Raw genomic sequence first — 18641 nt, 5'->3', positions numbered from 1 at the left:
TGAACCGGACGTAAACTCGTGTACTACCCCATGCAGTCGAATGAACGACCGCCACCGTACTCGATCGGCGGCACCGCTCGGATCCCGACAGCATTCAGGATGGCCCCAGAAAACGCAGTGAATGCCCCTGTAATCCCCGATCACTCGGTCCGCCGATTCGGTCCGGGGCCTGCGCGGACCGTGTTCCCGACGGTATAGAACCAACAATAATTATAAATACTGCCCGTATGATGTTCGAGCCATGCCAGACTCAGACAGGCACGGAAATCGGATAGGCTGGTGGACTGGCACCGGATCGAGCGCGCCAGGAACGCGGGCGTCGTGGCGTCTGAGGGCGGGTGAGTGCCATGGTTGACGCGACGCTGGTGGCGATGGCACTCGCGCCGCTGGTCGCGATCACGGTCCTGATGGTCATGCTCTACCAGCCGGCGACGCGGACGATGCCGATTGCGTGGCTGATCGCGGTCGTCGTCGGGTTCGTCGGCTGGAACATGAGTCCGGAGCTCATCGGTGCGGCGACGATAGCCGGGGTGTTCACCGCGACGGAGATTCTCTGGATCGTCTTCGGCGCGATCCTGTTGCTGTACACGCTGAAACAGTCCGGGGCGTTCGACGTGATCAACGACGGCTTCTCGTCGATCAGCGACGACAGGCGCGTCCAGGTCGTCCTGCTCGTGTTCCTCATGGGCTCGTTCATCGAGGGCGCCGCCGGGTTCGGGACGCCGGCGGCCATCGTCGGCCCGCTCCTGGTGGGACTCGGCTTCCCGCCGCTGGCGGCCGTCGTCGTCGCACTCACGGGGAACCTGATGGCGATCACGTTCGGCGCCGTCGGAACCCCGCTCATCATCGGCCTGGAAGAGGTGTTCAGCCAGAACGCGGCGATCGAGTCCGGGATCCAGGCACAGGGACTGACGGTCACGGAGTACGTCGCCGACGTGGCCCTCTGGGCGGCGTCGATCCACGCGGTCGTCGGCATCGTGTTGCCGTTCATCGGTGTCGCGATGATGACCCGCTTTTTCGGCGAGGAGCGGTCGCTCCGCCCGGCACTGGAGGTGCTCCCGCTCACGACGTTCGCGTGGGCGGCTTTCGCCATCCCGTACTGGCTGACCGCGTACTTCCTGGGGCCGACGTTCCCGGCCCTCCTCGGGGCGATGGTCGGGCTGTTCGTCACCGCCGCCGTCCTGCGGGCCGGCTACCTGCTCCCCGACGAGGAGTGGGACTTCGGACCGCGCGTGGGGTGGCCCGACCACTGGGTCGGCGACATCGAACCCGGCGAGAGCACGTCGGGCGGGCGGACGGTCGCGGCCGACGGCGGCACCGCACAGGCGACCCCCGAACGCGATATGTCGCTCGGGATGGCGTGGTTGCCGTACATCCTGACGGCCGGCCTGCTCGTCGTCACGCGGGTCTGGAGTCCCCTCCAGACGTTCCTGCAATCGAATCTCATCGTCGCGTGGAACGACATCCTCGGGATCCAGGGCGTGTCCGGGTCGTTCCGGACGCTCTACCTTCCGGGCGCGATCTTCGTGGTCGTCAGCGTGGCCACCTACGGCCTCCACGCGATGGACCGCGAGGCGATCGCCGAGTCCTGGTCCGAGACCTTCCGGAAGATACTGCCGGCCGTCATCGCCCTGTGGTTCGCAGTCGCGACCGTCCAGATCATGATAAACTCCGGGCGTGCCGGCGACCTCGACAGTATGCTCGTCATCCTGTCGGACCTGACGGCCAACGTCGCCGGCGGGGCGTACCCGTTTTTCGCCTCGATGGTCGGCGCCTTTGGCGCGTTCATCGCCGGGTCGAACACGGTCAGCGACATCCTGTTCGGCACCTTCCAGTTCAACGCCGCACAGAACATCGGCGTCCCGACCCAGGTCGTCGTCGGCGCCCAGGCCGTCGGCGGGGCCATCGGCAACCTCGTCGCCATCCACAACGTCGTCGCCGCGCTGGCGGTCGTCGGCCTCGTCGGCGAGGAGGGACGGGTGATCCGGCTCGAACTGATACCGCTGGCCTACTACGCGGCGGCTACCGGCCTACTGACGCTGCTGTTCGGGTACGTCGTCGCACCGGGGGCGTTCTGACACTCGAACACGATGACCCGGAACTCCCCACAGCCCCCGACCGACGCCGACCCCGACCCGGCGATGGACCCGCGCGCGGACTACGACCACGCCGGTGACGGCTCCGAACGGCCCAACCTCGTGAGCGCACTGGAGAGTCGCGTGGACGGGGACGTCAAGTTCGACACGTACAGCAGACAGCTCTACGCGACCGACGCCAGCGTCTACCAGCAACTGCCCATCGGCGTCGTCGCACCCGCCTCGACGGAGGACGTCGCCGCGGTGATGCGCTACTGTGCCGACCACGAGATCCCCGTCTTACCCCGCGGCGGCGGCACCTCGCTGGCGGGACAGGCCGTCAACGAGGCCGTCGTCCTCGACTTCAAACGCCACATGGACGCGTTCCTCGACGTGGACCCCGAGGCGCGGACCGCCCGCGCGCAGGCCGGCATCACGCTCGCGACCCTCAACGACTCCCTGCGCCCCCACGGGCTGAAATACGCTCCCGACCCGGCGTGGGGCGACAAGAGCGTCCTCGGTGGGTGCATCGGAAACAACTCCACCGGCGCCCACTCGCTGAAATACGAGAAGGCGGACGGCTACGTCGAGTCCGTCGAAGCGGTCCTCGCGGACGGCACCGTCACCACGTTCGGCTGGGTCGACGTCGACGAACTCGACGACCTGGCGGCGGGCGCCGCGAGCGACGGAGACAGCGCCAGTGACGACCCCGACCTCGAAGCCCGGATCTACGCCGAGGTGCGGCGGATCCTGGCGGAGGACGCCGACGAGATCGAAGCCCGCTATCCCGACCTGACGCGGAACGTTTCGGGGTACAACCTGGACCGACTCGTCGCCGACGCCCGCGAGCGCGGGCAGGTCAACGTCGGTCGGCTCCTCGCCGGGAGCGAGGGCACCCTCGCCATCGTCACGGCGGCCGAGGTCTCGCTCGAACCGGTCCCGGAGACGACGTCGGTCGTCATGCTGACCTACGACGGCGTGCTCCCCGCGATGCGCGACGTCGCGCCCATCCTCGAACACGACCCGTCCGCGGTAGAAGTCATGGACGACGTGTTCCTCGACCTCGCACGGGACACCGGGGAGTTCGCAGACCTCGTCGAGACCCTTCCCCAGGAGACCGACTCGACGCTGCTGGTCGAGTTCTACGCGGCGTCGGACCAACAGGCCAGACGGAAGGTCGCGGACCTGTTGGCCGACCGCCTCCCGAGTTACGAAGCGGTCGAGAACCCCCGAGACGGGGCGGCCGAGACGACCGACGAACCGGTCAACGCCGTCGACGCTCTGGAGGCCTACGACGCCGACCGGCAGGCGGAGTTCTGGAAGATGCGCAAGGCCGGGCTGCCGATCTTGCTCTCGCGGACCGGCGACGAGAAACACTGGCCGTTCGTCGAGGACACGGCCGTCCCGGCGGCGAACCTCCCGGAGTACGTCGCCGACATCCAGGCGATCCTCGACGAATACGACACGTTCGCGGCCTACTACGCCCACGCCGGCCCCGGCGTGTTGCACATCCGCCCGCTCCTGAATCTCAAGACCGAGCGCGGCGTCGAGCAGATGAACGAACTCGCCGAGCGCATCACCGACCTCGTCGTCGAGTACGGCGGGTCGGTCTCCGGCGAGCACGGCGACGGCAAAGCCAGGACGAAGTGGAACCGCAAACTCTACGGGGAGGACCTCTGGGGGCGATTCCGCGACCTGAAGACGGCGTTCGACCCGGACTGGCTGCTCAACCCCGGCAACGTCTGCGGCGAGGTCGAACCCACGGAGAACCTGCGATACGACCCCGACTACGGCTTCGACGCCGACTTCGACCCGGTCCTCGAGTGGGACAACGAGAACGGGTTCCAGGGCATGGTCGAACTCTGTCACGGCTGTGCGGGCTGTACGGGTCACCAGGAGACCACCGGCGGGGTGATGTGTCCGACCTACCGGGCCGCCGAGGAGGAGGTGACGAGCACGCGAGGCCGGGCGAACATGCTCCGGGCGGCCATGAGCGGCGACCTCCCGGAGGACGTCTTCAGCGAGGAGTTCGCCGCCGAGGTGATGGACCTGTGTATCGGCTGCAAGGGCTGTCGCAACGACTGCCCCAGCGGCGTCGACATGGCCAAGCTCAAAGCCGAGGTCGGCCACGAGTATCACCAGCGCGAGGGCGTCTCGCTACGCGACCGCGTGTTCGCGAACGTCGAGACCATGCTGGGCCTCGGAAGCGCGTTCGCGCCCGTCTCCAACTGGGCGACTGCCCTCCCGGGGGCGGACTGGATCGCGGAGAAGACGCTGGGCATCGCGCGCGAACCGGACCTCCCGGCGTTCCACCGCGACACGTTCCGCAAGCGGGTCGCCGACCGGACGGCCGCCGTCGGTGCCGACGAGGCCGAACGAAAGACGCTGCTGTTGGCGGACCCGTACACGAACTACAGTCACCCGGCGGTGGGCGTGGCCGCGATGGACGTCCTCGAAGCGGCCGGCGTACACGTCCGGATCCCGGAAGCGGTCGGGACGAGCGGCCGGCCGGCGTTCTCGAAGGCCATGCTGGACCAGGCCCGATCGACTGCCGAGGCGAACGTCGACGCGCTCGCCCCGCGGGCCGAAGCGGGGTGGGACGTCGTGACCGTCGAACCCTCGGACGCGGTGATGTACCAGCTCGATTATCCCGACCTGCTCGGCGGCAGCGACGTCGAGACGGTGGCCGCCAACACCTACGGGGTCTGTGAGTACCTCGACGTCCACGGTCTCGACCGCGGCGTCGGGTTCGACGCGCCCGGGGAGTCGCTGGCCTATCACGGCCACTGCCAGCAGAAGGCCACCCGGAAAGACCACCACGCTGTCGGCGTCCTCCGCCGGGCGGGCTACGAGGTCGACCCGCTCGATTCGGGCTGCTGTGGCATGGCCGGCTCCTTCGGCTACGAGGCCGAGCACCGTTCGATGAGCGAGTCGATCGCGGAGGTCCTCTTCGACCAGCTCGACGACTCGCCGGCCGACCGTCCGGTCGCTCCCGGCGCGTCCTGTCGCTCACAGCTCGTCCCCTACGGCGACGGCGAGAGCGAGCCACCGCACCCGGTCGAGAAACTCGCCGCGGCGCTGTAGCAGCAGGCTGTCGCGGAACGGAGCCACACGGATCTGCCCGGTCACCGTCCGGCCACGAACCGTCGGAGGCTCGCGACGGGGCTGTACCCGATCTTCGCGCGGCGTTCGACGTCGAACCCGCGACGGTCTCCGAGCGATTCGAGCGCACTCGCGAGACTGTCGACGTCGACCGGGGCGTGAATCCGGTAGGCGTACGGCGGCCCGGAGTCCGCGACGACCGCCAGTTTCGGACGGCCGACCCTGCTGTGATAGAGCCGGACGGCCGCGACTTCGTCGTGGGGCAGCCGGTGAACTCGCTCCGCCGGGTCGACGAGCCCCGCGATTCCCGCGTCGCGGTACCGGTCGCGAGCGCGCTCGCCGGCGGTGTCGACGCCCGAGCGGGCGATCCCGAACAGCGGCGTGAGGTGTTCGTACTCGGGGATCACGACGGCCTCGTCGGTGAACAGGAGGTCGGCCACGCGGAGCGGGAACGCGCCGGTCACCGCGAGGTGGACGTGCACGTGGACGGCGACGTCTTTGTCGTCGGGTGGGTCTGTGTCGTCGGACGGTGACGCGTCGGAATCGGCGTCGGCGGGCGAACTCGACATGGGTTCAGCCGAGCAACCCCCGTGCGTCGTCGGCGCCGGGAACGGTGTCGCCGGCGGCGAGCTTGCCGCGCGCCGAGAGGACGACGACCACCGCCTGAACGGCCCCCACGCCGGTGAAAAGCAGGTACCCGCCGGGCCCGCTCCCGAGAACGCCGAGCTCGGTCGCGAAGGTCGGGTCCACGACGCGCAACCAGTCGCCCACGAGCAGCGCGCTGAAGTACCCGAAGAAGGCGGTCGCCCACCACAGCGCCACCAGCCGGGGCCACCCCGGCTGGGTGTGCTCCGGCAGTCGCGTCGTGTTGACGACCGTCAGGAGCGCGGTGTAAGGCCACATCAACAGTCCGGAGAGGGTCGCGCCGGCGACGAGCAGGCCGAAGGGCCGTTCGAGCGAGTACGGGAGCGGGAGCGCGAGGATGGCGATCCCCCAGAGGACGAACGCCGTGAGGACGGTCCAGAAGATCCGTGGGAGGGCCCAGCCCGCCCGGCGGCCGTGGAGTTCGTAGACGACGTCGGCGCTGTTGCGGACGACCGACTCGACGATGCCGTACTCCGTCGTCAACAGCGCGGCGAACAGCGCGACGAACAGCAGGGCACTGGGAAGCGCGCCGAGCTGCGGGACGACGGTTTCCGTCCACATGACGACGGCGTCGTCGGTCGTTCCCGGTGCGTGGGCGGCGGCCAGCGCCATCAACATCGTGCCGGTCACTGCGAGCCCGAGGACGAACGTCAGCAGGTGTTCGAGCTGGACGAGCCGCCACCAGCCGCGCCACCGGCGGAGGTTCACCGCCGTCGGGGGGAACGTGAAGCCGTCGCGCTGGACCGGTTCGGAGTCGTCGCCGACGACCGGATTCTTCACCCGGCCCTGGTAGCGTCCCATCCCGTAGCCCTTCTCGCGCACCCAGAGGCTCTGGGAGAGGTTGAGATAGCCGCCGGCACCGGCGAAGGCGATACCGCCCAGCACGAGTGCGACGTCGCCCTCGGCCGGGAGGCTGGCCCCGCCCGCGACGGCACCCGGAACGGCCGCGAGTTCGCCGGCCGACCCCGTGACGAGAAAGAGGACGACCGCGACGACGACCGAGAGCGAGACGAGCAGCAACTGGACCCGCTCGACGACGTTGTACATGACCGGCGTCACCTGATAGGAGAGCCAGATGAGCGCCAGGAGACCGATCCCGGCGACTCTCCAGGTCGCGAGTTCGAGACCGGCGACGCCGACGGCGTCGGCCTCGATGCCGAGACCGATACTCCCGATGCGCGCCGCGCTGGCGGCCCAGCCCGGCCAGCCGAGACTGACGAACCCGCCGACGAGGAGGGCCAGCGGCCATCCCCTCCCGACGCGTTCGAACGCCCTGAACACGGATTCGCCGGTCGCCACGGTCCAGCGCTGTATCTCGGTGTTGATGAAAAACTGCGTGAGGACGCCGACGACGAACAGCCAGTAGATACCCCACCCGCTGGTAGCCACGAGCAGGGGCCAGAACAGCGTCTCGCCGCTGCCCAGCGACGCGCCCAGCAGGATCGCGCTCGGACCGACGACGTGGGAGAGCTTCGGGACGCGAGGCAGATCGAGGACCCTGAACCCGGCGTCGCTGTCGCCGCGGTCGTCCGGTCGCCCGCGGTCCGGGTAGCCGTCGGTCTCCGGTGCGAGGTCGAGGTTGTCGTAGGCCGTCGGCATGTAGGAACTGCCGTAGTAGCTCCGCCCCTCCTCGCGGGTGGTGTAGACGTCCTCGTCGGACACCTCGCGCGTGTCCTCGGTCATACCAGCGGACTCGTTCGCGTGCAGTCTGTCATGTGGGTGAACGCCGCCAGGTCGGTCGTCTGCGCTGTCCCACGGACGTTCCGACCAAAAGTGTTTGTGCGCCGGGCCGTCCACCGACTCCGCGACCTGCCGGACGGCCCGCTCTCGGTCACCCGCCGAGGAAGTGCCAGATGTGGCCGCGCTCTTCCGGCGGGTCGACGCCGGGGAGGTCCGCGAGCGCCGGCTGGAGCGCGTTCCACCACCCTTCGGCCGTCTCGAACCCCGCCGGATGTTCGGGGTAGACCTCCTGGAGGAAGTCGGACTTTTTGGCCTCGGGGTACTCCCGGAGGTACGCGTAGGCGGCGACCAGCGCCGCCTCCCGCGCCTTGAGCGTCTTGCCGGTCCCGGGGAGGTCGACGTCCGCGAGGAGGTCCGCTCGGTCGGGTTCGACCCGCGCACCGTCGTCGTCGGCCTCGATCGGGACCCACCACACGCGACTGCGCGACCCGACTTTCCGCGTCCTGAGAACGTCGCGTTCGACGAGTTCGTTCAGTTTGTTGTGGGCCGTCCGTCGCGAACAGCCGACGGCGTTCATGATGTCGCTGGCCGTCAGCGGGCGGGCCCGGTCCTCGCGCCGGCGGAACACCTCGTGGACCTCCCGAACCGGAACCCGAGACTCCTGCGTGGATTCGGCGTCCGAGTCCGGGCCCTGTGTCATCGCTATCGGACGTTTGCGAACGATGGCTAAAAGCGTTGTGCGGTGGGCCGACACGTCCCCGACCCGGGTCACACCACGTCCACCGGAGCGGACGCGGCTGCACTCCCGGGTCGTGTGACGACAGACCCGAGGCCCGGCGAGTGACCCCTCGTCGACGAAACGAGCGGCTCAGACGGTGAACAGATGCCCCTCCTCGGGCACGTCGAACAGCCCGATGCGGGCGCCGGCGTCGAGCCAGGCGTGGCCGTACGAGAACGAGGCCAGCGCGTTGACGGGGTCCTCGTTCTCACGGAAGTGGCGGCCGTCCTCCAGGTACGAGCGGGCCATCTCCTCGCACTCGGCGGCGGCGTCGGCCATCGGCGTCCCCTCGGGCGGTGCGACCTCGGCGGCGTCGAGCGCCTCGGCGAGCAGCCCTTCGTAGCGGTCGGTCTTCTCCCGTAGTTCGGCGGGCATACCCGACCGGAGCGGGGGCGTGACCCTAAGCGTTCGGTCGTCGACCGGCGGGCGACGCCGCGTCGACTCGGCGGAGCGTCCCGGTCGATTGCGCGGTACTCGCCCGATACACACGTTCTCTGGGGGGTATTGGGCGTCGAGGGCGAAGGGCCGGTATGGACGAGGGTCACAGCGACAGTCCGCTCGACCGCGGCGACGAGGAGATCGCCGCTGAGATCGCCGGCGACACCGACGCGCTGCTCGCCGCGCTGCCGCACTTCTACCGCGGCGAGGTGAGCCAGGCCAACAGCGCCCAGAACCGGATCGACCGCACGACGACGTGGGCGATAACCCTGATCGCGGCGCTGCTATCTGTCGTCTTCGCCGGTCCGGCGGCGCCGGCGTACCTGCTGCTCATCGGCGTCGGCGCGCTCGCCGCCTTCCTCTCCTACGAGGTGCGCCGGTACCGCTTCTACGACCTGCACCGGTCGCGCGTGCGGCTCGTTCAGGAGAACGTCTTCGCGAACGCGCTCTCGCCGGAGGGCGCCGAACACGCCGACTGGCGGGAGGAACTGAGCCGCGACCTGCGCTATCCGACGTTCAAGGTCAGCGCCCTCGAAGCCCTCTCGCGGCGGCTCCGGCGCACCTACGGCCTGCTGTTCGCCGTGGTCGGCGCCGCGTGGGTGGCGAAGGTCACGCTGTTCACCCCCGAGAACCGCTGGACCGAGGCGGCCGAACTTCCGGGGGTCCCCGGCGCCGTCGTCGCGGGTGCGCTCGCAGTGTGCTACATCGCGGTCCTCGCGCTCGCGGTCTGGCCGATCGACCGGCGGGCCAAAGGCGAGGTCCACGGCGAGCGCGTCGGCGAGTGGAAAGACGAGTGAGCGTGGGAACCGGTCGAGCGGGCCGGCCGACACCTGTGAGCGCCGACGGGGATCGGACGCGTTCGCCGACGTACCCGCCGGCTGGGGCCGGTCGACGCGACAGCGCAATCTACATACGGCATCCTCCATTACCGGTGGGCAATGAGTTCAGAGACGAGCGACCACCGACGGCTTATCATCGCGGGATCGGGGATCGCGGGGCTGACCGCCGCCATCTACGCGGCGCGGTCGAACCTCGCCCCGCTCGTGCTGGAGGGCGACGAGCCCGGCGGCCAGCTCACGCTGACGACCGACGTGGAGAACTATCCGGGCTTCCCCGACGGCGTCGGCGGCACCGAGCTGGTCAACGACATGAAGGCCCAGGCCAAGCAGTTCGGCGCCGAGATCGAACACGGCGTCGTCACCGACCTCGACGACGAGACCCGTCCCTTCGAAGTGGAACTCAACACCGGCGACACCTACACCGCCGACGCCGTTATCGCCGCCAGCGGCGCGAGCGCGCGCACGCTGGGGATCCCCGGCGAGGACGACCTGATGGGCTTCGGCGTCTCGACGTGTGCGACCTGCGACGGCGCCTTCTTCCGCGGCGAGGACATGGTCGTCGTCGGCGGCGGCGACGCGGCCTTCGAGGAGGCCGACTTCCTCACCCGCTTCGCCGACACCGTCTATCTGGTCCACCGCCGCGAGGAGTTCCGCGCGGAGGACTACTGGATCGACCGGCTGATGGACAAAGTCGACGACGGCGACGTGGAGATCATGCGCAACACGGAACTGCTGGAGGTCCACGGTTCCCAGGAGGAAGGCGTGGACCACGTCACCCTCGCCGAGAACGAGTCGGGCCACCCCTCCGAGAAGCTCGACGACCCCGAAACCGAGCAGTTCGACTTCGACGTGGGCGCCGTGTTCGTCGCCATCGGTCACACGCCCAACACCGACTACCTGCAGGACACCGGCGTCGAACTCGACGACGAGGGCTACATCGACACGCTCGGCGGCGACGGCGGCGACCAGACCGCCACGGGCGTCGAGGGACTGTTCGCCGCGGGCGACGTGGTCGACCACCACTACCAGCAGGCGATCACCGCCGGCGGCATGGGTTGTAAGGCCGCCATCGACGCCGACGACTACCTCGAACGCGAGGTGCCCGCCGAGAGCGAGGCGGAGGCGGCCGCCGAAGCCGACGACTGAGACGGTCGGGTAACCGATTTTCGCGCGGAACGGCGGCGAGCGCACACGCTTCCACCAGACCCATAAGGAGCGTCTGCCTACGGGGTCTATGGCAGAATCCGAGACGGTCACGCTGACGCTCGAAACCGACGAGGCCACGGACGAACTCGAAGTTCCCACGGCGCTGATCGAGATGCTCGCCGAAAGCGAGGACGAGTCGCCCCCGGAGGTCGTCGGCGACATCGCCATGTTCGGTCTCGCCCAGCGCATCCACAGCGCCACCCACCACAGCGAGGGCGAGGTGAGCGACGAGGTCGCCGACGCGGAGGAACTGACGCTCGACCTGTTCGAGGAGCGGTTCGGCAGCAGCTTCGCGGAACTGACCGGTCACAGTCACTGAGGCGGCTTTCTTCCCGGTAGCTACGAACGACGGTCCCGTCCCGGCCACTCAGGGAACGTCCCAGCGGATCAGGACGCCGTCGTCGACCCGTTCCACGTCCCGCAGCGACAGCTCCGGGAAGTCGCCGACGAAGCCGTCGCCGTCGGCGAGCGTGGGCGCTTTCCACCCGCCGATGACGGCGGGACCGACGAACGTCGAGAGCTCGTCGACCATGTCGGCGGCGAACAGCGAGAAGATGAGTTCGCCGCCGCCCTCGACCATCAGGCGCTCGATGCCGCGGTCTTCGAGCTGTGCGAGCGCTTCGGGGAGGGCGACCTGCTGTTCGCCGGCGGAGACGACCTCGGCGCCGGCCTCGGTGATCTCGGCGACGAAGTCCTGCGGGGCGGCCTCGCTGGTCAGGAGGAACGTCTCGGCGCGGTCGTCGAGAACGCGCGCGTCGGTCGGCGTTCGGACTCGGGAGTCGGCGATGATGCGCGCCGGGTTGTCCGGTTTGCCGGCGTCGCGCCGGCGCTCGCGGCGGGCGTCGTCGTCGACGGTCAGCGAGGGGTCGTCGGCCAGCACCGTTCCGACGCCGACCATGACGGCGTCGCTCTCGGCGCGCAGGGCGTCGACCCGGTCGAAGTCGGCGGGGCCGCTGATCTCGACCTGTTCGCGCTCGCGGGTCGACAGCTTCCCGTCGGCGCTCATGGCCGCGTTGACGACGACGTGCATACTCCGTAGCTACGTCCTCGGCGGAAAACCGCTTTCGGTGTGGGTCGCGTCGCGCTCCCGTCGGCGCCGGTGACCGCTCCGTCCGACCGCGCGGTCAGCCCGGTCGGTCGGTCAGCCTCCGCGCCTCGAGGCGCTTGGCGCCGTCGATGCCGGCGGCGCGGAAGACGACGGCGTCGCCGTCGGTCCACAGCGCCTCGACGTCGAAAACGTACTCGTCGGTCCAGCTCTTCAGCCGCGCTTCGCCGGCCTCGTCGATCTCCAGGAAGGTGCGCGGCGTCTCCTGGGTGGCGATCTCCCACTCGTCGTCGCCCACCTCGAACGACTCGCTCTCGGTGTCCGCCCAGGCGAAGACACAGCGGTACTGCCGGCGTGGCCGGTCGGAACGCTCGTGGTCGACGCGCTTGTCGGTCTCGAAGTCGATGCTCCTCGCCGAACACCACTCGCGGAGGTGCGCCTCGTCGAACCGTTTGGGCGCGTCCGCACCCACCCCCGACCGCCGCCAGAGCACGTGTGACTCGGACGGCTTCCCCCGGAAGGTCGGAGGTTGCATACACTCCCCTCGGCCGTCGACCGTCAAATAGCTACCCCGAACGTCACTTGCGGTGATATCTCCGCCCCGAATCGGGCGGCTCGACGCCGCGACGCGGGCAGTCCCCGCGGTCGGCACCCCGACGGGAACGATTTTTACCGGGGCCAGCCGAAGGTCCGGTGATGAGCTTAGACGACCATGCCGAGGAGCTCGCCTCCGACCTCGGTGTTGACAAAACGGAGGTCAAATCGGACCTGGAGAACCTCGTGGAGTACAGCGTGCCCGTCGAGGAGGCCAAAGACAGCCTCCGTCGGAAGTACGGCGACGGCGGTGGCGGCGGGGGCGGCCCCACGACGAAGTCCATCGCCGAGATCACCACCGGCGACTCGAACGTGACCGTCACCGGGACGGTCCTCACCGTGGGCAAGCGCTCGATCCGCTACCAGGGCAACGACAACGTCATCTTCGAGGGGGAGATCGCCGACGAGACCGGCAAGATATCCTACACTGCCTGGGACGACTTCGGCCTCCAGGCCGGCCAGACGATCACCGCCGGCAACGCGGGCATCCGCGAGTGGGAGGGCGAACCCGAACTCAACCTCGGCGAGAGTACGACCATCGGGCTCGCCGACGAGGATCTGGACGTGGACTACCCGGTCGGCGGCGATTCCGGCCTCGCCGAACTCGAACCGGGCGACCGCGGGATCAACGTCGAAGTCACCGCGCTGGAGGTCGAGACCAAGACCATCGACGGTCGCGACGGCGAGACCGACATCCTCAGCGGCATCCTCGCCGACGAGACCACGCGACTGCCCTTCACCGACTGGGAGCCCCACGAGGCGATCACCGAAGGGGCCTCGATCCGGCTGGAGGACGTGTTCGTCCGCGAGTTCCGCGGCGCGCCTTCCGTCAACGTCTCGGAGTTCACGACCGTCGCGCCGCTGGACCGGACGGTCGAACCGACCGACGAAGCCCCCAGACTGGCGGTCCGCGACGCCATCGAATCGGGCGGGCTGTTCGACGTGGAGCTGGTCGGCAACGTCATCGCTGTGCGGGACGGCTCCGGCCTCATCGAGCGCTGTCCGGAGTGCGGCCGCGTCGTTCAAAACGGCCAGTGTCGGACCCACGGCGCCGTCGACGGCGTCGACGACCTGCGGATCAAGGCGATCCTCGACGACGGTACCGGGACCGTCACGGCGATCCTCGACGACGAACTCACCGAGGAGATATACGGCGGTGACATCGAGGACGCGAAGGACCACGCTCGCGAGGAGATGGACCAGGAGGCCGTCGCCGACGACATCCGCGAGACGCTCGTCGGCCGCGAGTTCCGCGTCCGCGGGTCGCTGTCGGTCGACGAGTACGGCGCAAATCTCAACGCCCGGTCGTTCGACGAGACCGACGACGACCCCGCGAGTCGCGCCAGCGACCTGCTGACGGAGGTCCGCGGATGAGCGGATCGGAGGACCAGGGCGGCGCGGGACGGCGCGAGGTCGCCTATCGCCTGTTCGCCGCGGAGTTCGACGACGCCGACTTCTCCTACTCCGAGAGCGACGAGGAGCGCGCCCCGAACTACGTCGTCTCACCGACGGGCGGCCGCGTCAACCGGCTGTTCGTCGTCGGCGTCCTCACCGAGGTCGAGAACGCCAGCGAGGACGTGCTCCGCGCCCGGATCGTCGACCCGACGGGCGCGTTCGTCGTCTACGCCGGGCAGTACCAGCCCGAGGCGCAGGCCTTCTTCGACCAGGCCCAGCCGCCGATGTTCGTCGCGGTCACCGGGAAGGCCCGCACCTTCCAGCCCGACGACTCCGACGTGACCTACACGTCGATCCGGCCGGAGAACGTCAACGAGGTCGACGCCGAGACGCGGGACCGCTGGACGGTCGGCACGGCCCGGCAGACGCTCGACCGCGTGCGGACGATGGCCGGTGCCCTGCAGCGCCAGGAGCGCGGCGACGAACTCCGCGCGGCGCTCGAAGCCGAGGGCGTCGACACCGGACTGGCGGCGGGGATCCCGCTCGCCATCGACCACTACGGGACGACCGCGGCCTATCTGGACGCGGTGCGGTCGACCGCCGTCCAGGCCCTCGAAGTCGTCGCGGGCGAGCGCGAAGAGGTCGACGCCCACTCCGCCTCCCCCGACGCGCCCGGCGACACCGACCCGGCGACGCTGGCCGCCCTCGACGTGGCCGCGAGCGTCGGCGGCGAGACCACCGATCTCGGCGAAATCGACGAGTCCGAGACGGCGAGCGACGAGGCCACGGCGTCCGACACCGCCACTGCGACCGCCGACACCGACACGTCCGACACCGCAGCGGACGGTGCCGCGACCGCCGACGCGAATACCGAGTCAGCGGCCGCGTCAGAGCCCGGATCCGAACCGACGACCGGGTCGAGCGAACCCGAATCCACGGAGTCGAGCGAACCGGAACCAGCGGCGTCGAGCGAACCGGAACCCGCCGAGCCCGCCACCGCGGAGTCGGCGACCGAATCCGACGCCGAACCGTCGGAGCCGGCGTCGACCGAGCCCGCTGGCGCCGAGACCGAACCCGTCGCGGCCGCCGGCGAAGGCGGTACCGGGACGGGCGCTCCCGACGCCGGCGCCGATTCGCCCGACGCGGGCGCCGACGCCGCGAGCGGGGACGACCTCGACGACTTCGACCCCGGGGAGTTCGAACTCGACGACGAGGAGCGCGAGGAGATCGAGGCGGAGTACGGGACCGGCTTCACGAGCGGCAACGAGGTCGACGATCCCGGCGAGGCCGGTATCGAGACGCCCGACCCCGAGGACCTGGCGGAGGCCGAAGCGGAGGCCGGAGCCGACGAACCGGACGCCGTCGAGACCGAGACGGAATCGGCGACGGCCGAAGCGTCCGAGAGCGAGCCGGTCGGTTCCGACTCCGAGACGGAAACCGGGACCGAGTCCGAGGCGGACGACGCCGAACCGGCCGAGGACGTGGACCTCGAAGACGCGGTGATGGACGCGATGGCCGAACACGACGGCGGCGACGGCGCTCACGCCGACGAGATCGTCGAGGCGGTGACCGGCCGGACCGGCGCCGGCGACGAGGAAGTCCGGGAGGCTATCCAGGACGCGCTGATGGGCGGCCGCTGCTACGAGCCCGAGGACGACGTGTACAAACCGATCTGATGGGCGTCGAACCGATCCCCGACGAGCCCGCGGCGCTCGCGACCTGCGACGGCGAGCGGGCGCTCGTGATCGCGGACTTTCACGCCGGTATCGAGGCCGGCCTGCGCCGCGACGGCGTCGAACTCCCCGACCACTCGCCCGAGCGGCGCGAATCGCTCCGCGGGCTCGTCGACCGGAAGCGACCGGACCGGCTGGTCTTCCTCGGCGACCTCGGCCACGCCATCGGCGACCCCGGCCGCGAGGAGCGCGAGGAGCTGCTGGCGCTGTTCGACGCGCTCCCCGCCGACTTGCCGGTCACGCTCGTCAAGGGCAACCACGACGGTGACACCGAGTCGCTCCTCGAACGGGTCGACCAGCCCGTCGAGATCACGCCCGGCCACGGCGTCCGCATCGGCGAGGTCGGCTTCGCCCACGGCCACACGTGGCCGAGTCCCGACGTGCTGGCCGCCGATATCGTCTGCGTCGCCCACGAACACCCGGTCGTCCGCCTCGAAGACGAGGTCGGTGGCGCTCGCGTCGAGCGCGTGTGGCTCCGCGGGGATCTCGACCCTGGGCCCTTCCGCGAGTTCCACGACGCCGATATCGAGGGCGGCGGCGAACTCGTCGTCTGTCCGGGGTTCAACGACCTGTCGGGCGGCACCTGGGTCAACGTCGACGGCCAGGACTTTCTCGCCCCCTTCCTCCCCGACGCGCTGGTCGACGGCGAGGCGTACCTCCTCGACGGCACCCGGTTGGGCGACTACCGCCGGGTCTGAGTCCGTCGAGCGATCGTGATTCTCCGGGTCGATCTGACGTGTCAGAGAACTTCCTGACGTGTTCGGGCGATGGACGTAGCGATCCACCGTGGCGCGCGCTGTCGCGCGCTCTCGTGCGCGCGACGAAGCCGTGCGAGGGATGAGGGAACGAGCGAAGCGAGTGAGTGAATCGGTTGGGGAGGGTTGTGGCCGTCTGTGGTGCTGTGCGGTGCGGTTTCGGTCCCTGGTGTCTGCGCGAACGGAGTGAGCGCAGGCTCAGGAGAGCTTGCTCTCCTGGTGGACTGAAAGGGCGAGGCGCGCTCGCGTCTATCCAGTCGCCTGAGCGGGCACTATCCGCGCGGGCAGTGCGGAGAGCGCGGATATCTCGCTTGGTTCGAGAGAGCAAAGCTCTCTCGTCATCCTGAAAATCTCCGATTTTCAGAGACAGCGACCGCGAGCGCGCCGAGGGCTTTCTTCGCTTGCTGCCGACTGCGGTCGATCCGACTCTCAGCGAGCGCGCTGAGGGCTTTCACCGTCTGCTGTCGACTGCGGTCGCTGTCGCTCGACTTCGTTTCTCTCCAGCCCAACCAGAAACTACTGCTACGTTCGCACCACGAACTGAACACGGTCAGATCGGTCGGCCAAAAGACATTTTCCCCGCTGCCACGAAACGCTACCAATGTCGCGAACCGTCGACCTCTCGGTCCCCCGCTGGGTTCGCATCCTGTTCGTGTTCTTCCTGCTGGGCGGCGCGTTCGTCACGGGTGCCGCCGCGCTGCTTGACACCGCCGTCCAGGCGCTGGGCCTCGCCGAGAACGCCTACGTCCCGAGCCTCGGGCTCGCCGTGTTCGCCTACCTCGTCGTGTGTAGCGTCTGGTTCGCGCGAACGACCGACTCGGACGGCAGTTCGGTGTGGTCGGCGATCCCCGACTCGCAGTACACCGGCCGCCACGCCGAGAGCGGCGGCATCGCCCGGAAGGAACAGGAGGACGCGATCCGTGAGTTGCAGGAGCGCGAGGAGTAGTCGACTGCCTCACGCTGGCGAGCACACGAGGGACTCGCGGGTCAGTTCGCGCCAGAAGACGGTGGGACGGGGATTCGAACCCCGGGGTCCGTGAGGACAACTGCTCTCAAGGCAGTCGCGTTAGGCCACTTCGCTATCCCACCGCGTCAGGGAGTTCTCTCCGTCCGCCCTAAGTCCTATCGGTCAGTTCCGAGAGACGCCGACGGCGTCGCTCGACCTTCGTGGCGACTCCCTCGCCACTCAGTCCCGACCGACCGTGATTCCACCGTCGTCGGCCGACGCGACCAGACCGAGATCCGCGACGACGGCGGCGGTCCGGGACGGTACCCACAGGTCGGCCCGCCGGCGCGCCCGGATCTGCGACACCAGCGCCGCGAAGCCGCCCGCTGTCTCGGCGACGGGGAGCATCTCCAGGAAGTCCACGTCGAGGCCGGCGTCGCGGCCGCGGTCGGTCAGCGTCTCGACCGCCGGCTGGGCGAAGGCGTCCTCGAAGTCGACCGGTTCGGTGAACGCGGCGTAGGAGACGCGACCGTCCGTGGCGGGACCGAGGACGACTTCCGACCCGCGGAGCTTCATCGCGGCGCTGTCGACGATGCGGCGCTGGAGCATCGCGGCGGCGGGTCGCGCGACCGCGGCGCTCTGGACGCCCTCGCGGTCGAGCAGGTGGGTGACCGTGTTGCCGACGCGGGCCGACAGCGACGAGCCGACCTGCACCTCGTAGCGGGGGTCGTCGGGGTCGTCGAGCGCGGGCGCGAGCAGCGAGCGCACCGCCTCCAGCGACGCCTCGTCCTCGGCGGGTTCGGTCGGGTCGTCGGCGTCGACGGGCCGATAGTTGACGAGCAGGTCGGCCCCGCTGGCCCGGACGGCGACGGCCACGTCGCGAGCCATCGCCGCGTAGAGGTCGGCCGCCTCTTCGGCGGTCACTGCCCCGCTGTCGACGAGATGTTCGAGGACGGTGCCGGGCTCGGCGGGGCGGACGAGCAGGGCGACTGTGGTCATACTCGAAACGGGGGCCGACTGCATCTTGAAAGCGCCGTTCCGACCCGATCGGAGCGTGCGAACCCGGCACGACGGGCCGGACGTTACGACGCCGTCCGGTTGCCCTCGCTATTCACCGGCGTCGCGGTCGCGTTCTCGACCACGGGCGTCGAGTACGGGTCGGTCGGGTCGGTCCCGAGGCGCAGTTCCGCCCCGTCGTCGACGCCGTCGGCGTCGGTGTCCGCGGTGAAGGGGTGCGTGCCGTTCGCGCGTTCGGCGGCGGCGGTCAGCCCGTCGCCGTCGGCGTCGAAGTCACCGCCCGGAGCGGTGTAGGCGTAGGGCGAACTCGGTGGCGAGACGGGTGCGCCGCCGCGGACGTGGTCGTCCAGCCACTCGCGCTGGGACCTGTCTCTTATACACATCTCTGAGCGG

The 18641-nt window shown here is 69.6% G+C and carries 17 protein-coding genes and 1 tRNA gene; 9 read left to right on the top strand and 9 right to left on the bottom strand.

The window, feature by feature from the left end:
• Positions 1 to 347: 347 nt before the first annotated feature.
• The gene (locus C475_RS12165) at positions 348 to 2078 is read left to right on the top strand and encodes an L-lactate permease (protein WP_006884136.1); all 1731 of its coding nucleotides are present in this window, start codon (positions 348 to 350) and stop codon (positions 2076 to 2078) included.
• 12 nt (positions 2079 to 2090) lie between these two features.
• Positions 2091 to 5159, top strand: a complete 3069-nt coding sequence (locus tag C475_RS12160) for an FAD-binding and (Fe-S)-binding domain-containing protein (RefSeq protein ID WP_006884135.1) — start codon at positions 2091 to 2093, stop codon at positions 5157 to 5159.
• A 41-nt stretch (positions 5160 to 5200) separates the two neighbouring features.
• Here C475_RS12160 and C475_RS12155 read toward each other — a convergent pair whose 3' ends face one another.
• The 4 genes from C475_RS12155 to C475_RS12140 all read right to left on the bottom strand — a co-directional run bounded on the left by C475_RS12155 (position 5201) and on the right by C475_RS12140 (position 8655).
• Complete coding sequence (locus C475_RS12155) at positions 5201 to 5746, bottom strand: hypothetical protein (protein ID WP_006884134.1); 546 nt, start codon at positions 5744 to 5746, stop codon at positions 5201 to 5203.
• A gap of 4 nt (positions 5747 to 5750) precedes the next feature.
• Entirely contained in the window at positions 5751 to 7505 is a 1755-nt protein-coding gene (locus tag C475_RS12150) for an Nramp family divalent metal transporter (protein ID WP_006884133.1), read from the bottom strand.
• A 148-nt stretch (positions 7506 to 7653) separates the two neighbouring features.
• Complete coding sequence (locus C475_RS12145; RefSeq protein WP_006884132.1) at positions 7654 to 8202, bottom strand: helix-turn-helix transcriptional regulator; 549 nt, start codon at positions 8200 to 8202, stop codon at positions 7654 to 7656.
• Between the two features lie 168 nt (positions 8203 to 8370).
• Positions 8371 to 8655, bottom strand: a complete 285-nt coding sequence (locus C475_RS12140) for a DUF357 domain-containing protein (protein WP_006884131.1) — start codon at positions 8653 to 8655, stop codon at positions 8371 to 8373.
• 155 nt (positions 8656 to 8810) lie between these two features.
• Between C475_RS12140 and C475_RS12135 the strand changes: the two genes are divergently transcribed.
• From C475_RS12135 to C475_RS12125, 3 genes are all read left to right on the top strand, one after another.
• Positions 8811 to 9515: a DUF2270 domain-containing protein gene (locus C475_RS12135; RefSeq protein WP_006884130.1), complete on the top strand. Its 705-nt coding sequence runs from the start codon at positions 8811 to 8813 to the stop codon at positions 9513 to 9515.
• Between the two features lie 141 nt (positions 9516 to 9656).
• Entirely contained in the window at positions 9657 to 10703 is a 1047-nt protein-coding gene (locus C475_RS12130; protein WP_006884129.1) for an NAD(P)/FAD-dependent oxidoreductase, read from the top strand.
• Positions 10704 to 10791: 88 nt separating this feature from the next.
• A complete protein-coding gene (locus C475_RS12125) occupies positions 10792 to 11082 on the top strand; it encodes a DUF7545 family protein (RefSeq protein WP_006884128.1) in 291 nt (96 codons plus the stop codon).
• A gap of 48 nt (positions 11083 to 11130) precedes the next feature.
• Here C475_RS12125 and C475_RS12120 read toward each other — a convergent pair whose 3' ends face one another.
• Together C475_RS12120 and C475_RS12115 are read right to left on the bottom strand one after the other, a co-directional pair.
• On the bottom strand, positions 11131 to 11793 hold the full coding sequence (locus tag C475_RS12120; RefSeq protein WP_006884127.1) for a 2,5-diamino-6-(ribosylamino)-4(3H)-pyrimidinone 5'-phosphate reductase: 663 nt from the start codon (positions 11791 to 11793) through the stop codon (positions 11131 to 11133).
• Between the two features lie 94 nt (positions 11794 to 11887).
• Complete coding sequence (locus C475_RS12115) at positions 11888 to 12343, bottom strand: hypothetical protein (protein WP_152436403.1); 456 nt, start codon at positions 12341 to 12343, stop codon at positions 11888 to 11890.
• A gap of 161 nt (positions 12344 to 12504) precedes the next feature.
• On the opposite strand from C475_RS12115, the gene C475_RS12110 reads away from it, so the two are divergent.
• From C475_RS12110 to C475_RS12095, 4 genes are all read left to right on the top strand, one after another.
• Positions 12505 to 13776, top strand: coding sequence for a Single-stranded DNA binding protein (locus tag C475_RS12110; RefSeq protein ID WP_006884125.1), 1272 nt, complete (start codon positions 12505 to 12507; stop codon positions 13774 to 13776).
• On the top strand, positions 13773 to 15473 hold the full coding sequence (locus C475_RS12105) for a hypothetical protein (RefSeq protein WP_006884124.1): 1701 nt from the start codon (positions 13773 to 13775) through the stop codon (positions 15471 to 15473). The genes C475_RS12110 and C475_RS12105 overlap by 4 nt, the downstream gene beginning before the upstream one ends.
• Positions 15473 to 16228: a metallophosphoesterase gene (locus C475_RS12100; protein ID WP_006884123.1), complete on the top strand. Its 756-nt coding sequence runs from the start codon at positions 15473 to 15475 to the stop codon at positions 16226 to 16228. The genes C475_RS12105 and C475_RS12100 overlap by 1 nt, the downstream gene beginning before the upstream one ends.
• A 658-nt stretch (positions 16229 to 16886) precedes the next feature.
• Complete coding sequence (locus tag C475_RS12095) at positions 16887 to 17231, top strand: hypothetical protein (protein WP_006884122.1); 345 nt, start codon at positions 16887 to 16889, stop codon at positions 17229 to 17231.
• Between the two features lie 59 nt (positions 17232 to 17290).
• Here C475_RS12095 and C475_RS12090 read toward each other — a convergent pair.
• The 3 genes from C475_RS12090 to C475_RS23880 form a co-directional block, all read right to left on the bottom strand.
• Positions 17291 to 17374 (bottom strand) — tRNA-Ser (locus C475_RS12090).
• Between the two features lie 97 nt (positions 17375 to 17471).
• Entirely contained in the window at positions 17472 to 18230 is a 759-nt protein-coding gene (locus C475_RS12085; RefSeq protein ID WP_006884121.1) for a glycosyltransferase family protein, read from the bottom strand.
• An 83-nt stretch (positions 18231 to 18313) separates the two neighbouring features.
• A partial coding sequence (locus C475_RS23880) for a thrombospondin type 3 repeat-containing protein (protein WP_006884120.1) occupies positions 18314 to 18641 on the bottom strand: 328 nt, incomplete at its 5' end.

It is taken from the genome of Halosimplex carlsbadense 2-9-1 (assembly GCF_000337455.1).
Lineage (GTDB): Archaea > Halobacteriota > Halobacteria > Halobacteriales > Haloarculaceae > Halosimplex > Halosimplex carlsbadense.
The sequence above is the reverse complement of the archived record's forward strand: the minus strand, read 5'-3'. Positions and strand labels throughout refer to the sequence as shown.